The sequence below is a fragment of the Afipia sp. GW821-FHT14H12 genome (genome assembly GCF_058803465.1).
This window is the reverse complement of the sequence record NZ_JBXAOZ010000001.1, coordinates 85,043-100,283: the sequence shown is the minus strand read 5'-3', so window position 1 is coordinate 100,283 and position 15,241 is coordinate 85,043. Positions and strand designations below refer to the sequence as shown.

General features: G+C 61.9%; 15 protein-coding genes. 10 read left to right on the top strand and 5 right to left on the bottom strand.

What is annotated here, in order from left to right:
• The first annotated feature begins 52 nt into the window (after window positions 1–52).
• The 3 genes from AC1RNA_RS00500 to AC1RNA_RS00490 all read left to right on the top strand — a co-directional run bounded on the left by AC1RNA_RS00500 (window position 53) and on the right by AC1RNA_RS00490 (window position 3,430).
• Window positions 53–1,297 (top strand): MFS transporter, encoded by a 1,245-nt coding sequence (locus AC1RNA_RS00500; protein WP_492949865.1) that lies wholly within the window; start codon window positions 53–55, stop codon window positions 1,295–1,297.
• A gap of 351 nt (window positions 1,298–1,648) precedes the next feature.
• Window positions 1,649–2,461 (top strand): outer membrane protein, encoded by an 813-nt coding sequence (locus AC1RNA_RS00495; RefSeq protein WP_009339971.1) that lies wholly within the window; start codon window positions 1,649–1,651, stop codon window positions 2,459–2,461.
• A gap of 141 nt (window positions 2,462–2,602) precedes the next feature.
• On the top strand, window positions 2,603–3,430 hold the full coding sequence (locus AC1RNA_RS00490) for an outer membrane protein (RefSeq protein WP_492949864.1): 828 nt from the start codon (window positions 2,603–2,605) through the stop codon (window positions 3,428–3,430).
• Window positions 3,431–3,442: 12 nt separating this feature from the next.
• On the opposite strand, the gene AC1RNA_RS00485 is transcribed toward AC1RNA_RS00490, so the two are convergent.
• Complete coding sequence (locus AC1RNA_RS00485) at window positions 3,443–4,273, bottom strand: EamA family transporter (RefSeq protein ID WP_492949863.1); 831 nt, start codon at window positions 4,271–4,273, stop codon at window positions 3,443–3,445.
• Window positions 4,274–4,455: 182 nt separating this feature from the next.
• Here AC1RNA_RS00485 and AC1RNA_RS00480 point away from each other — a divergent pair, with 182 nt between their 5' ends.
• From AC1RNA_RS00480 to AC1RNA_RS00470, 3 genes are all read left to right on the top strand, one after another.
• Window positions 4,456–5,628 carry a phosphoserine transaminase gene (locus AC1RNA_RS00480; protein WP_492949862.1) on the top strand — a complete coding sequence of 391 codons (1,173 nt, stop codon included), beginning with the start codon at window positions 4,456–4,458 and terminating at the stop codon, window positions 5,626–5,628.
• 135 nt (window positions 5,629–5,763) lie between these two features.
• On the top strand, window positions 5,764–7,353 hold the full coding sequence (serA, locus tag AC1RNA_RS00475; protein WP_492949861.1) for a phosphoglycerate dehydrogenase: 1,590 nt from the start codon (window positions 5,764–5,766) through the stop codon (window positions 7,351–7,353).
• Between the two features lie 157 nt (window positions 7,354–7,510).
• The gene (locus AC1RNA_RS00470) at window positions 7,511–8,392 is read left to right on the top strand and encodes a hypothetical protein (RefSeq protein ID WP_492949860.1); all 882 of its coding nucleotides are present in this window, start codon (window positions 7,511–7,513) and stop codon (window positions 8,390–8,392) included.
• A 105-nt stretch (window positions 8,393–8,497) separates the two neighbouring features.
• On the opposite strand, the gene AC1RNA_RS00465 is transcribed toward AC1RNA_RS00470, so the two are convergent.
• Window positions 8,498–9,418 (bottom strand): DMT family transporter, encoded by a 921-nt coding sequence (locus tag AC1RNA_RS00465; RefSeq protein ID WP_009339977.1) that lies wholly within the window; start codon window positions 9,416–9,418, stop codon window positions 8,498–8,500.
• 235 nt (window positions 9,419–9,653) lie between these two features.
• On the opposite strand from AC1RNA_RS00465, the gene AC1RNA_RS00460 reads away from it, so the two are divergent.
• The 3 genes from AC1RNA_RS00460 to AC1RNA_RS00450 all read left to right on the top strand — a co-directional run bounded on the left by AC1RNA_RS00460 (window position 9,654) and on the right by AC1RNA_RS00450 (window position 13,155).
• Window positions 9,654–10,946 (top strand): adenylosuccinate synthase, encoded by a 1,293-nt coding sequence (locus AC1RNA_RS00460; protein WP_009339978.1) that lies wholly within the window; start codon window positions 9,654–9,656, stop codon window positions 10,944–10,946.
• A 62-nt stretch (window positions 10,947–11,008) separates the two neighbouring features.
• Window positions 11,009–12,550 (top strand): hypothetical protein, encoded by a 1,542-nt coding sequence (locus AC1RNA_RS00455; RefSeq protein WP_009339979.1) that lies wholly within the window; start codon window positions 11,009–11,011, stop codon window positions 12,548–12,550.
• A 2-nt stretch (window positions 12,551–12,552) separates the two neighbouring features.
• Entirely contained in the window at window positions 12,553–13,155 is a 603-nt protein-coding gene (locus AC1RNA_RS00450; protein ID WP_492951152.1) for a formyltransferase family protein, read from the top strand.
• Window positions 13,156–13,219: 64 nt separating this feature from the next.
• Here AC1RNA_RS00450 and AC1RNA_RS00445 read toward each other — a convergent pair whose 3' ends face one another.
• Together AC1RNA_RS00445 and AC1RNA_RS00440 are read right to left on the bottom strand one after the other, a co-directional pair.
• Window positions 13,220–13,438 carry a hypothetical protein gene (locus AC1RNA_RS00445; protein WP_009339981.1) on the bottom strand — a complete coding sequence of 73 codons (219 nt, stop codon included), beginning with the start codon at window positions 13,436–13,438 and terminating at the stop codon, window positions 13,220–13,222.
• Window positions 13,439–13,552: 114 nt separating this feature from the next.
• Entirely contained in the window at window positions 13,553–13,777 is a 225-nt protein-coding gene (locus AC1RNA_RS00440; RefSeq protein WP_492949859.1) for a hypothetical protein, read from the bottom strand.
• Here AC1RNA_RS00440 and AC1RNA_RS00435 point away from each other — a divergent pair.
• Entirely contained in the window at window positions 13,776–14,231 is a 456-nt protein-coding gene (locus AC1RNA_RS00435) for a hypothetical protein (protein ID WP_492949858.1), read from the top strand. The genes AC1RNA_RS00440 and AC1RNA_RS00435 overlap by 2 nt on opposite strands.
• Window positions 14,232–14,288: 57 nt before the next feature.
• Here AC1RNA_RS00435 and rpoH read toward each other — a convergent pair whose 3' ends face one another.
• Window positions 14,289–15,188 (bottom strand): RNA polymerase sigma factor RpoH, encoded by a 900-nt coding sequence (rpoH, locus tag AC1RNA_RS00430; RefSeq protein WP_009339983.1) that lies wholly within the window; start codon window positions 15,186–15,188, stop codon window positions 14,289–14,291.
• Window positions 15,189–15,241 lie beyond the last annotated feature (53 nt).

Sequence of the window (15,241 nt, the reverse complement as noted above, 5' to 3'; positions counted from 1 at the left end):
AGAATCTGCCCATAGGTTGGAACGCTATTTTCAACCCGGCTCCGGTGCGCATTTGAACAAGCCAGTCATTCTTTCGGAAGATGTCACGGCGGCTCCCATCGTGACCGATGATCCGCCGCCCGCGCAGACGTCGACGGCGGCGTTCGCCGTGCTGGGCGCGGTAAGCCTGTCGCATCTCCTGAATGACCTGCTGCAATCGTTACTGCCTTCGATCTATCCGATCCTGAAGGAGAATTATTCCCTCGACTTCAGCCAGATCGGCCTCATCACGCTGGCGTTCATGGTGACGTCGTCGCTGCTGCAGCCGTTGATCGGCATCTACACCGATCGTCACCCGAAGCCGCAATCGCTGGCGCTCGGGATGGGCTTCACCTTTGTCGGCATGATTCTGCTCAGTGTCGCTCATCACTACTATGTGATCCTGATCGCGGCCGCGCTGGTCGGTACCGGCTCGGCCGTCTTCCATCCGGAATCGGCGCGTATCGCCCGCGCAGCGTCGGGCGGACGTTACGGCCTCGCGCAATCGGTGTTTCAGGTCGGCGGCAATTTCGGGCAGGCGCTTGGCCCGATGGCGGCGGCGCTGATCGTCGTGCCGTTCGGGCAGGGCAGCATCGTGGGTTTCTCCGGTGTGGCGGCGGTGGCCATCGTGATCCTGTGGCGGCTGGGAGCCTGGTACAAGCCGCGCATGAGGACACGGAAGCAGGCGCACGCGGAGCGTCAATCCGTGGGCCTGTCTTCGGGGCGCGTGAAATTCGCGTTGGTCGTGCTGGTGGTGCTGTGTTTTTCGAAGGCGTTCTATCTTGCCGGCATCAACAGCTACTACACCTTCTTCCTGATCCATAAGTTCGGCGTCTCGACGCAAACCGCGCAGATCTATCTGTTCGTGTTTCTCGCCGCGAGCGCCTGCGGGGTGTTCTTCGGCGGCCCGCTCGGAGATCGCTTTGGCCGCAAATACGTCATCTGGTTTTCGATCGTCGGCGCGCTGCCGTTCACGCTGATGCTGCCCTATGCCAGCCTGACCGGAAACCTCATGCTCAGCATTCTGATCGGCTTCATCATCTCCTCGGCGATGCCCGCGATCATCGTCTATGCGCAGGAGCTGATGCCGCATCGCTTTGGCATGATCTCCGGCCTGTTCTTCGGATTCGTGTTCGGCATCGGCGGCATCGGCGCGGCCGTGCTCGGCTATATCGCCGACCGCACCAGCATCGACTACGTCTATCAAGTGTGTGCGTTCCTGCCCGCGATCGGGTTGCTCGCGGTGGTCCTGCCGCAACTCAAGCGTCAGCGCGCCTGACATTTTCCTTTCGTCATTGCGAGCCGTGCGACGAAGCAATCCAGCCTTGCTCGAGAATGGATTGCTTCGCGGAGCCTGTCCTCGGGCGGCGCATGCGCCGACCCGTTGGCCCGCAATGACGGATGCTCGCTTGCCATTATGTCAGTGCGGCTGACTCATCGATCAACGTATCATTAACCACTGTGGCGCGCGCGTTAGCGAAGCGTTAATCGCATCTCTTCACCTGCATTAAAAATCGCGGTTAAGAATTAGGGTTAAGTGCGGCTTAAACATTTGGTGCCATCGTCCGGCTGAGGATTTTTGAGTGAGGCCTTTGCGTCGTCCTGCCTCACTGGACGAAAGGACCATCCGATGCGTTACGTGAAATCCATTGTTGCTGCTGGTGCGGCTTCATTGTTGTCGGGCGCGGCGCTCGCCGCCGACCTGCCGATGCCTCCGCCTTACGTGCCGCCGCCGGTGGAGTTCGGTGGCTGGTATTTGCGTGGCGATATCGGTCTCAGCAATCAGAGCATCAAGGACCGGCATTACTCCCGGTACGATACCGATCTGGTCCCGGGTTCGCTGCAGCAGAACACGCATTTCGGCCAGGCGGGCATCTTCGGGGTCGGCGCAGGCTATCAGTTCAATTCGTGGTTCCGCATGGATGTGACGGGTGAGTATCGCGCCAGATCGAATTATACCGGGCGGGATACTTTCTTGGCCAATCCGAGTCCCGGGACCCCCGGTGCCGACAACTATAACGGCTACAAGTCGGAATGGCTTTTCCTGACCAACGCTTATGCTGATCTTGGGACATGGTGGTGCATCACGCCGTTCGTCGGCGCGGGCATCGGCGCGGCGCGTGTCACGTTGGGCGGCTTCAACGATCATCTCGACGATGGCACGCTCACCGGCATAGCGAGCGATGCTTCGAAGTGGAATTTCGCGTGGGCCTTGCACGCAGGCCTTGCCTACAAGATCTCGCCGAACTGGACGATGGAACTGGCCTATCGTTACGTCGACATGGGCAATGGCGCGACGGGCATCCTGTACAATACCAACGGAACGACGATCAATCAGGCGATGCACTTCAACCACATCACATCGCATGACGTGAAACTCGGCGTGCGCTGGGCGATCGATCCGGCGCCGGTGTATGCGCCGCCGCTCATCACCAAGGGCTAATATCGCTACACGATATAATTTGAGAACGGCGCGGATTTCCGCGCCGTTTTCTTTTGCGCGAGGAGAGGTCTGCACACGATTGGTTAAGGTTAACAGGCCATGATTGGACAGGGTTAAGCGTTGGTATCGAGGAGCGTTGCGATGCGTCGGCTGGTGGTGGCGATAATGGTTGCGGGAGCGGCACAGGCCGCGCAGGCCGCGGATCTTCCGGATTTTTCAGCCTTGCGCGGGCCGGTCGGCATCAGCCGCGGTGTGGTCAACTGGCAGGGCTTCTATGCTGGCGGGCAGGCGGGCTATGGCTCGGCCGATATGAACTTTTCGAGTTCCAATAGCGCGATGATCGCGCAGTTGCTTGCCAATACAAATATCGAAAACGAGATGAATGTTTCCTCGTGGCCGCTGCTTGGTGGCAAGACGAACACCCACCAAAGTCAGGTTGGTGGATTCGTCGGCTACAACAGCCAATGGGACGACGTCGTGCTTGGCGTTGAAGCCAACTACATGCATGGGACATTTAGCGGGGCGTCCGTCTCTGCGCCCGTCAGCCGTGGCATGTTGCTGACGAGTGATTCTCTTTATCACATCGTCACGGTGAATTCGTCCAAGTCGATATCCATTAGCGATATGGGAACGATTAGAGCTCGTGCCGGATACGTTTGGGGCAATTTCATGCCCTACGTTTTTGGCGGTGCCGCGTTAGGGCGTGGCAATATCTACAGTGCCGTTTCCGTTTCGGATCAGAAAGGAGCGGATTCGGCCGCGGCGCAAGCCGCTACTCCCGTCACACTGTCGGCGAGCGACGGGATAAGCGGCAAGATGCTTTATGGCTACACCGCTGGCCTGGGCACCGAAGTGATGTTGTTCGGCAATGTCTTCGCGCGCGCGGAGTGGGAGTATATTCGCTTCGTCAACGCCGGTGCGGATGTGAACATCAACACCGTGCGCGGCGGCCTCGGCTACAAGTTCTGACGTTCTGAAAACTCACGCCAGCTTCAGCGCCGCGGCGCCTGCGGCGATGAGCGCGGCAGTGACGAGGCGGCGCAGGCCGCTGCGCTCGCGCAGGATCAGCGTCGAGATCGCAACGCCGAACAGCACGGATGTCTCGCGCAGCGCGGCGATCGCGGCGACGGGTGCCTGCGTCATCGCCCACAGCGCAAGACCATAGGCGCCGAGCTTGCAGCCGCCGCCGATCGTAGCCGTCAGGCCGCTCGTGCGCAGCATGCCCTCCACCTTTTTCCTGTCGCGCAGCCACACCAGCATGAAAAGAGGCACACCGCTCAGGAGGTTGAGCCACAGCACATAGGACACCGAATTGCCGGAGAGCCGCACGCCGGTGCCATCCACGATCGTGTAGAGCGCGATCACCATCGCGTTGGTGACCGCGATCATCGTCGCGCGATGGCTGGCATGGCGATGGATCGCCAGCAGCAGGATGCCGCCGCAGATCAGGCCGATGCCTGCCCAGCTCGCCGGCGTCAGCGTTTCGCCGAGCACCTGCGCGCTGGCCAGCGCGACAATCAGCGGCGCGGTACCGCGCATCAGCGGGTAGGTGTGGCCCATGTCTCCGGAGCGATAGGCCGCCGCGACCAGGATGAAGTAAATCTGGTGGATGGCGGCCGAAGCAATGACCCACGGCCAGCTTGCGGTTGCGGGCATTCCGGCAAAGGGCAGCGCGCAGGCCGCCATCACGGCAGCCGCACCCGCGACAAGGCCGGCTTCCTCGAGCTTGTTCTCGCCGGATTTGACGATGGCGTTCCAGCTCGCATGCATCATCGCGGCGAACAGGACGAGCAGGAGCACATGGGTCGGCATCGGCGGGTTTCCGTGTCGGCGTGATTGACCGCTATCCCTGTCACATTCACTAAACTGTCACAATCGACGGCCGGGTATTGCTGCTCCCGCGAAATCGCTTGACCGGGCTGGGCTGCTTCGCGTATCCCCACCAATGGGACACCTCCCCCCAACGGGAGGCTTACTATCTGGAAGGATAGATCATGACTGTAGCGAAGCCCGGCTCAAAGCCGAACGTGCCGCATTTTTCCTCCGGCCCCTGCGCCAAGCGCCCCGGATGGACCCCCGAAAATCTCAAGAACGCTGCCCTCGGCCGCTCGCATCGCGCGAAGATCGGCAAGGCCAAGCTCAAGCTCGCGATCGATCTGACGCGCGAGGTGCTTGAAGTTCCCGCCGACTACCGCATCGGCATCGTGCCTGCGTCCGATACCGGCGCCGTGGAAATGGCGCTGTGGTCGCTGCTGGGCGCGCGCCCAGTCACCATGATCGCATGGGAATCGTTCGGCGAAGGCTGGGTCACCGATGTGGTGAAGCAGCTCAAGCTCAAGGACGTGACCAAGCTGACCGCCGGTTATGGCGACATTCCCGACCTCGCCAAGGCCGATAAGAATTCCGACATCGTCTTCACCTGGAACGGCACGACCTCGGGCGTGCGCGTGCCGAACGCCGACTGGATCGCGGCGGACCGTGAAGGCCTGACGATCTGCGACGCCACCTCGGCGGCGTTCGCGCAGAAGCTCGATTGGGCCAAGCTCGATGTCACGACCTTCTCCTGGCAGAAGGCGCTGGGCAGCGAAGGCGGCCACGGCATGCTGATCCTGTCACCGCGCGCGGTGGCACGGCTCGAGAGCTACACGCCGGCATGGCCATTGCCCAAGATCTTCCGCATGACCAAGGGCGGCAAGCTCATTGAGGGCATCTTCGTCGGCGAAACCATCAACACGCCCTCGATGCTTGCGCTGGAGGATTACCTCGACGCGCTGACCTGGGCGAAGTCGCTCGGCGGCCTCAAGGCGCTGATGGCGCGCGCCGACGCCAACACCAAGGTGCTGACCGACTGGCAGGCGAAAACGCCGTGGGTGGATTTCCTCGCGGCCGACAAGTCGATCCGCTCCAATACCTCGGTCTGTCTCAAGGTCGTCGATCCGGCGATCACCGCGTTGCCCGCCGATGCCCAGGCGGACTTCGCCAAGAAGCTCGTCGCCTTGGTGGAGAAGGAAGGCGCGGGTTACGATCTCGGCGCTTATCGCGACGCACCGCCCGGTCTTCGCATCTGGTGCGGCGCGACGGTCGAGACCGCCGACGTCGCGGCGCTGACGCACTGGCTCGACTGGGCCTTTGCCGAGACCAAGGCTGCGCTGGCGAAAGCGGCGTAACGCATTACGCGATGTCATTCCGGGGCGCGCCAAAGGCGCGAACCCGGAATCCTCTGATGCTTTTCCCTTTCATGTCGAGATTCCGGGTTCGCTCACGCTGTTCGCGCCCGGAATGACGAACACAGGATCACTCCCATGACCAAACCCAAGGTTCTCATTTCAGACGCTTTGTCTCCTGCCGCCGTGCAGATCTTCAAGGATCGCGGCGTCGACGTCGATTTCCAGCCCGCGCTCGGCAAGGACAAGGACAAGCTTGCCGAGATCATCGGCAACTATGATGGCCTCGCCATCCGCTCCGCCACCAAGGCGACGGCGAAGATTCTCGCCAACGCCAAGAACCTCAAGGTGATCGGCCGCGCGGGCATCGGCGTCGACAACGTGGAAATTCCCGCCGCCACCGCGCGCGGCATCATCGTGATGAACACGCCGTTCGGCAATTCGATCACCACCGCTGAACATGCGATCACGCTGATGCTGGCGCTGGCGCGCGAGATTCCGCAGGCCGATGCCTCGACGCAGGCGGGCAAGTGGGAGAAGAACCGCTTCATGGGCGTCGAAATCACCGGCAAGACGCTCGGCGTGATCGGCTGCGGCAATATCGGTGCGATCGTTGCTGACCGCGCGCTTGGCCTGAAGATGAAGGTGATCGCGTTCGATCCGTTCCTGTCGCCGGAGCGCGCCAAGGACATCGGCGTGGAGAAGGTTGAACTCGACGATCTGCTCAAGCGCGCCGACTTCATCACGCTGCACACTCCGCTCACCGACAAGACCCGCAACATTCTCGACGCCACCGCGATCAGCAAGACCAAGAAGGGCGTGCGCATCATCAACTGCGCGCGCGGCGGTCTTGTGGACGAGACGGCGTTGCGGGCCGCGCTCGACAGCGGCCATGTCGCGGGCGCGGCGTTCGACGTGTTCGTCGAGGAGCCGGCCAAGGCCAACGTGCTGTTCGGCCACCCCAACGTGATCTGCACGCCGCATCTCGGCGCTTCCACCTCGGAAGCACAGGAGAACGTCGCGTTGCAGGTCGCCGAGCAGATGTCGGATTACCTGCTGACCGGCGCGATCTCAAACGCGATCAATTTCCCGTCGATCACGGCGGAAGAAGCGCCGAAGCTGAAGCCGTTCATCGAGCTGGCGGAAAAGCTCGGCTCGTTCGCGGGTCAACTCACCGAGAGCAACATCGCCAAGGTGCAGATCACTTACGAAGGTGCCGTTGCCGAGATGAAGGTGAAGGCGCTGACGGCGGCGGCGTTGTCCGGCCTGCTGCGTCCGATGCTGGGCGACGTCAACGTGGTGTCCGCGCCGGTCGTCGCCAAGGAGCGCGGCATGGTGGTGGACGAAGTGCTGCGCGCGGCGGAAAGCGATTACGAGAGCGTCATCACCGTCACCGTGACCACGGAGAACATGGAGCGCTCGGTGTCCGGCACGGTGTATGCGGACGGTGCGCCGCGCCTCGTCAACATCAAGGGCATCCGCGTCGATGCCGAATTCGGCAAGTCGATGATCTACATCACCAACGAGGACAAGCCGGGCTTCATAGGCCAGTTCGCCTCGCTGCTTGGCGATGCCAAGGTCAACATCGCGACCTTCCATCTCGGCCGCAACCAGCAGGGCGGCGACGCCATCGCGCTGGTCGAGGTCGATGGACCGGTGCCTGCCGAGATTCTCGCCAAGGTCGCGAAGCTGCCGCATGTGAAGCAGGCAAAGGCGCTGACGTTCTGAACGCGTCAGCCCTGAAGGGCTTCTCCTGAACTTTGAAAGGCGGCTGCAACCGGATGGGTGCAGCCGCCTTTCGCGTTTGACAGGATGACTGACGATAATTAATTTAGAATCATTCTAATTATAGCAGGCTGCAAAGACAGCGACGGGGGCGAATAAGGTGGATTGTCCGGTCGCAGCGCGATTCCGTTGTGTCATCAGGCATATTCTGATCGGTGCCGCAGCGGCCTTTGGCCTCTCTGGCACCGCCGCCCATGCGACAGATGAGATCCAGGTCTACGACGCGTCGATTGCGGCGGTGGGCCAATGGACCATTCAGCAGCACCTCAATTATGTCGCGCGCGGTCAGTCCTTGCCGCCGTTTCCAGGAGGCTTTCGCTCCGATGGCAGCCTCAATGGCACGCCGGAATTCGCCTACGGCCTGACGGATTGGTGGGAGCTCGGCTTTTATCTGCCGTTCGCCGTGCAGGATCGGCAATTCCTGTCCGACGGCTTCAAGCTGCGAACCCTCTTTGTGTCGCCCAACGCCGGCCAGCGTGAGTTCTTCTACGGCGTCAATTTCGAGCTGGGCTACGAGACGCCGAAATTTTCCCAGACCCGGTGGGGACTCGAAATTCGCCCGATCATCGGCATGCGAAAAGGCGACTACGAGTTCATCGTGAATCCGATCGTGGACATCGGGCTTGGCCGGTTGGGTGAAGCGGATTTCGCTCCGGCGTTCCGGGCAGCGAAGAAGGTTGCGCCGGATGTGCAGGTTGGCCTCGAATACTATGCAGATTTCGGCGAGATCGGCCGCTTCGCGGCGGCCCGCGATCAGCAGCACACGCTGTTCGCGGTAACGGACTTCCAGGCCGGTGATTTCGATGTGAACTTCGGCGTGGGATATGGCCTCACGCCCGCTTCGGATCGTATCGTGATCAAGACGATCATCGGTTACGCCTTCCCGGTGCCGGGAAGCAAGCCGGACACCGCAGCGACCACGCTGAGAAATCCGTTCCGCGAGCAGAATACAGGCTTTAGGCCTAACGGATCATCGTTCTGAGCGTATCCATGACCGGAGGTTTCCGAAGGGCGGCGGTGTCTTCTGCATGGCCGAAGCGCCGCCATGGGTGAAGCCTTTCTCGCGGCGGCCCCGCGGTGTTTTTACTCAGGACTGCTTCGGCTTGCGCGCGGCGATCACCACACCGGCGAACACCAGTGCGTAGCCGACGATATGATACAGATGCGGCTCCTCGCCGAGCAGCCCGATCGCCATCGCCGATCCGAACACCGGAATCAGATGCAGGAACGGCGCGCTCCGGTTGGCGCCGATCAGTTCGATGCCGCGATTGTAGAACAGATAGGCGAGCGTCGAGGGGAAGATCGCGACATAGGCGAGAATCGGAATGGTGTGGGCATTCAGCGGCGTGACGCGACCTGATGCCATTTCCCATAAAAACAGCGGCAGGATGAACAGCGACCCGACCCCGCAGTTGAATGCGAGGAAGGAGAGCTGCTTCAGCGCCAGCCGCCGTGAGGCGAGCGCGGAATAAAGCCCGAAGACGAACAGCGCCACGGTGTAGCCGATGTCGCCTTTGTTGAAGTGAATTTGCAGCAGGGTCGACAACTGACCTTGCAGGATGATGGTTAGCACGCCCGTCAGCGAAATCACGATGCCGAACGCCTGCATCCATGTCAGGCGCACGTTGAACAGCACCAGCGCGAACAGGGCCACGTAGAGCGGGCCGGAGGATTGCAGCAGCAGCGCGTTGAGCGCCGTGGTGTATTGCAGGCTCCAGTAGCCGAGCGTGTTGAAGGTCGCGACGCCGGTGAAGGCGAGCAGAATCATCATGCCGAGGTTTCGGCGAATGGTTGGCCAGTCAGCGACGAGGCCGGACCATGCGAACGGCAGCAGGGACAGGAAAGCCAGTTGCCAGCGCAGGTATGACAATGCCATCGGGGGAATCTGCCCGGCGGCATAGCGGCCGATGACGATGTTTCCCGCCCAGAACAGCATGGTGAGGCAGAGCAACAGATAGGGCCTGTCCATCAGGCGCAGGGACGGAAAAAGCGGCTTGGGCGGGGTCATGTCGGCAGTGGTACCAGTGAGTCGGCGGAATTCCGGCAATGTTACGATTTAACTGGGGATATCAATAGTTTGCGGACATGGTCATGCCTCCGTCAGAGGGCTGTTTTGCTTGCGTCACATCCCATCATCCTTTATCGGGTGGGGGCCTGGCATGCGAGCGTTCCTGCCGGTAGGCGCAGCCGTGTCCGGTTGCTTGAGATGAACGTAAGGATGCTTCCGAAAATGGCTTACCCCAATGGCTAATGTTGTGGTCGTCGGCGCTCAGTGGGGCGACGAAGGGAAGGGCAAGATCGTCGACTGGCTGTCAGAGCAGGCTGACATCGTCGTTCGTTTCCAGGGCGGGCACAATGCCGGCCATACACTTGTCATCAACGGCAAGACCTACAAGCTCGCATTGCTGCCATCCGGCGTGGTGCGGCCCTCGAAGCTGTCGGTCATCGGCAACGGCGTGGTGTTCGATCCGCAGGCGTTTGTCACGGAAGTGGCGCGGCTGAAGGAGCAGGGCGTCGCGGTGTCTCCCGACAATCTGCGCGTCGCTGAAAACGTGACACTGATTTTACCGCTGCATCGCGAGCTCGATGCGGTGCGCGAGAACGCCAGCAAGGCGACCGCGATCGGTACCACCCAGCGCGGCATCGGCCCCGCCTATGAAGACAAGGTTGGCCGCCGTGCCATCCGCCTGATGGATCTCGCCGATCCGCAGACCTTGCCGCACAAGATCGAGCGGTTGCTGGCGCACCACAATGCGTTGCGCCGGGGTCTTTCGCTCCCGGAGATCGATCCGGGTCTGGTGTTGAAAGAACTCGCGGAAGTCGCGCCGCAGGTGCTGCCTTATGCGGATTCGGTCTGGAATCTGCTCGACCACAAGCGCCGCGAGGGCAAGCGCATCCTGTTCGAGGGTGCGCAGGGCGCGTTGCTCGATGTCGATCACGGCACCTATCCCTACGTCACTTCATCGAACACGGTAGCGGCTTCGGCAGCGACCGGCTCGGGCATGGGCCCGAGTTCGCTCGGCTACGTGCTCGGCATCTGTAAGGCCTACACCACGCGCGTCGGCATGGGTCCTTTCCCGACGGAACTGACCGACGCGACCGGCGAACTGATCGGCCAGCGCGGCCGCGAATTCGGCGTTAACACCGGCCGCAAGCGCCGCTGTGGCTGGTTCGATGCGATGCTGGTCCGTCAGACCGTTCGCACCTGCGGCATTCACGGCCTCGCTCTGACCAAACTCGACATTCTCGACGGCTTCGAGGAGATCAAGGTTTGTGTCGGCTACGAGCTCGATGGTAAAGAGATCGACCATTTGCCGGCAGGCGAGGGTGCTCAGGCGCGGGTCAAGCCGATCTATGAGACCATCGAAGGCTGGCAGGAGCCGACCGCGAACGCGCGTTCGTGGGCGGATCTTCCGGCACAGGCGATCAAATATGTCAGGCGTGTGGAAGAACTGGTGGGATGTTCGGTTGCCCTGCTTTCCACGAGCCCCGAACGCGAAGATACTATTCTGGTGCAAAATCCATTCGAGGCATGATGTCGTGACAAACATGCGCCTCGGCAATCGGGTTGTGTAAAGGGTTCGCCGGCTGAACAAGAATGGCTGATTATTATCCCCTCATCGCGCGTGCCGTCGCCGGCCTCGATCCCAACGCTTCAGGGGAAAGCCGGCGTGCCTTGTATGAGCGCGCCCGTACGGCGCTGATCGCCCAGTTGCGCGGCGTGCAGCCGCCTCTCACCGAAGCTGAAATCACCCGCGAGCGCCTTGCGCTGGAAGAAGCCGTCCGCAAGGTCGAGGCGGAAGCCGCTCATCGCATGCGGGGAGAATCGCATCGTTCCGAGCCGCCGCGCGGCAGGCCGGAAGCCCCACCCCGCGAAGGTCCGCGCCGTGGCGACATTCTGCGGGACAGCGCGCGTGCCGCGACCGGTGCGCGTGCCGCGCAGCCCGGCGCTCCGATGGCTCGCCCGACTGTATCGCGTAACGATGCACCACCGCCTTTCGAGGATCGCTCTCGCGTGCCCGGCCGTCCGCGCGGGCCGGAGCCGGATTCATTTTCCGGGCAGCCGCATGCACCGGCAGGTCAGGGGCAGGGTCGTCCGCCACATCCGCAGGGTGGCGTGGGGACGCGCGGATTCCGCGATGTCGTCGCCGATACCGATGAACTCGGCCGCGCCGCTTCGCAGGCCAACCGCTCGGCACGCAAGACGTTCGCCAACGTCTCCTCGCCGACGCCGGAGTTCGATCGTTCCGAGCCGGACATGGAACAACGCGGTGCGTATTCCGGCTATCCCGATGACGAATCCTATGAGGAGTTGACCGGCCACGAGCCTGCGCCCGCGAAAGTGCGGCGCGGCTATGACAGCGGTCCCGAGAAAATGCGCAGCGGCTTTCCGCTCAAGGGCGTGCTGTTCGCGGGTCTGGCGCTCATTCTGATCGGCGGCGGCATTCTCGGCTATCAGAAGTACGGCGCGTCGATGAAGTCGATGTTCAAGTCGTCGCCGCGGACTGCGATACAGAACGGGGCAGGCAGCGACACCGGCGTCCGTCCGAAGATTACCGACCGGGTCGGGCAATCGGATTCCAACCAGCAGGTCGCGCAGGTCGCGCAGCGCGCGATCCTCTATGAAGAGGATTCGTCCGATCCGCAGGGCAAGCAGACTGTCGGCACTGTGGTGTGGCGTCTCGATCAGGTCGCGGCGTCGCCGAAGCAGAAACCGGACACCGCGATCAAGGCCGACGTCGAATTGCCCGACCGCAAGATGAAGGTGGCGCTGACGATCATGCGCAACACCGATCCGTCGATGCCGGCGACCAGCCATACGATGGAGATCGTGTTCACGGTCGGCCCCGATTTCGGTACCACGATCGCCAATGTGCCGGGTGTCTACGCCAAATCGCCGGATCAGCCGCGCGGCACGCCGCTCGCGGCAACGTCGGTCAAGGTGCAGGACGGCTATTTCCTGATCGGTCTTTCCAATGTCGATGTCGATCGCGCCCGCAACATTCAGGTGCTGAAGGAGCGTTCCTCGCTCGACATTCCGATTGTCTATGGCAACGGCAAGCGCGCCATCCTGTCGATCGAGAAGGGCTCGCCGGGCGAGCGCACCTTCAACGAAGCCTTCTCAGCCTGGGGACAATGACCTTGCGGATTACGCTCGCCGGCTCTCGTCATTTCGGAGTGAAAACGCTCGAGATGCTTCTCGCCCATGGCGTGGAGATCGCGGGCGTGATCGTGGCCGATGGCGAGGATCGTCTGGCCGCTGCGGGCCGCGCCGCAGGGCTTCATGTTCATGTGCAGGCCCACCCCAAGGTGATCGAAGCCTCGGAGATTCCGCCGGGCACCGACCTCATCATCACCGCGCACAGCCATGCCAAGGTGACGGAAGAGGCGCTCGCGGCCTCGCGACTCGGCGGTATCGGCTATCACCCCTCGCTGTTGCCGCGCCATCGCGGCATCGCCGCGGTTGAGTGGACGATCAACGAAGGCGACCCGGTGACGGGCGGCACGATCTATCATCTCGCCGAGAAGATGGATGGCGGCGCGATCGCCGCGCAGGAATGGTGTTTCGTCAAGAAAGGCGAAACCGCGCGTGAACTCTGGGAGCGGGCGCTGGCGCCGCTCGGCCTCAAGCTGATGGCGCGCGTGATCGATCATGCCAAGGCATTCGGATCGCTGCCGTCCAAGCCGCAGGACGAGCAGTTCGCGACGCAGGCGCCGCGCATCAAGGCTCCCGTCGAAGCGTAAGCCTAAAATGAAAATGCCCGGCATAGACCGGGCATTGCATCTCTCTTCCTTCCGTCTTTGTGCGTCAGGCCGCAGGCGTTTCGCCCTCGCGGACTGCAAACGTGACGAGATCGACGGCGTCGGTGACGCCTTCGGCGGCGCGCCGCACGATGGTCTCGGCCATCTTGGCCTTGGTTGCGGGCGTTCTGTTCTGCTCGGCGATCTGGGCGACGGCGATGTTGAGCACTTCGCGTAAGGCAGCCACGGTTTCTGCGCTGAAAGTTTCTGGCGGACGATTGATCATGCGCGTCTCCTTGCTTGAATGGCTGGCGCACCATCGAGGTGCATTGAGGCGGTTGTGAGTCGAGCGAGCGTGGAAGAAAACAAATCGGCGTGCGCGGATTCAGAATTCTTCAATTCATATTTTCTTCATGCTTTGCATCGTGACGTGTTTGTAAGATCGTTTGTCGATGACGCGTTGTGGCCGCACTACATCTTGTTGTGCGGCGCGGGTGGCGGTGGCGATTGGTCGCTTTGGAATCGATATGAGTTCAAAGGGGCCGCGTTTGCGCCGGCCCCTCATTTTCCCTTGATCGATCGATGGCCCCGGACCATCCTCGGTTCCGGCTGGAGGATTGTTCATGAATTTCACAACGCGACGCCTGTCGTTTGGAATAGGTCTGATCTCGCTGCTGTCGGGCAGCCCGCTGCTGGCCGATGAGGAACTCAGCCTTTCCTTTCTGGACAAGAATGATTTTTATCTCTCGTCCGCCGGGTTCAAGGTGCAACTGGCGAACGGACCCAAGGGAGAGAAGGCATTGCACGCCTTGCCGCCGCATCGTTTCGTCATTCACACCGTCAATGGCGTGGCGCGCTATCTGTTTGCCGATCCCAAGCGATGCGTCTGCATCTTCGTCGGCAACAAGGACAATTATCTGTCGTATCGCTCGATCCTGTCGCAGCCGCTGGGCGCCGCGCCTAACAATGTCGAGGCCGATTACAAGACCAATGCGTTGACGATGCTGAACGCCCCGCTGGGCGGCAATGACATTTACGATCCGGATTCGCTCTCGGAATTTTTGCAGGATTATTACTGACGAAAAAGCCGGCGTTTCCGCCGGCTTTCATCTCTATTCGATAGCGAAGCGAGTGCCTCAGTAGGCGGCCTCAAGGGCTGCCTGCTCCTGGCGCGCCACGGTGCTCTTGACCGCAGCCTGCACCTTCTCGAAGGCGCGGACCTCGATCTGGCGCACGCGCTCGCGCGAGACGCCGAACTCCGCGGCAAGATCCTCGAGCGTCATCGGCTCTTCGGCCAGACGTCGCGCTTCGAAAATGCGGCGCTCGCGCGGGTTGAGTACGCCCATCGCGCCGGTCAGCGCGTTGCGGCGGTGATCATATTCCTCGCTTTCCGCCATGATGGCTTCCTGGTTGGGCGAGGTATCGACCAGCCAGTCCTGCCATTCGCCGGGCTCGCCGTCGTCGCGGATCGGCGCGTTGAGCGAGGCATCGCCGCCGAGGCGGCGGTTCATGTCGATCACGTCGCGCTCGGTCACGCCGAGACGCTTGGCGATCAGCTTGACCTGATCCTCACGCATGTCGCCTTCTTCCAGCGCCGAGATCTTGCTCTTGGCCTTGCGCAGGTTGAAGAACAGCTTCTTCTGGTTCGCGGTGGTGCCCATCTTCACGAGCGACCACGAACGCAGGATGTATTCCTGGATCGACGCCTTGATCCACCACATCGCGTAGGTGGCGAGGCGGAATCCCTTTTCAGGCTCGAAGCGCTTCACCGCCTGCATCAGGCCGACATTGCCTTCCGAGACGACCTCGGAGATCGGCAGGCCGTAGCCGCGATAGCCCATGGCAATTTTCGCCACGAGCCGCAGATGGCTGGTCACGAGTCTATGCGCCGCATCCCGGTCGTCATGCTCGCGCCAACGCTTGGCGAGCATGTATTCCTCCTGCGGTTCAAGCATCGGGAATTTGCGGATTTCGGCGAGGTAGTGGGAAAGACCGGATTCTCCGTTGAGAACCGGCAGAGTGGCTGTCCGGGCCATGTGGGTGCGCCCTCCGTTGTTCAGGCCCCCGACATCGGCGGGCCAGGCAGGCT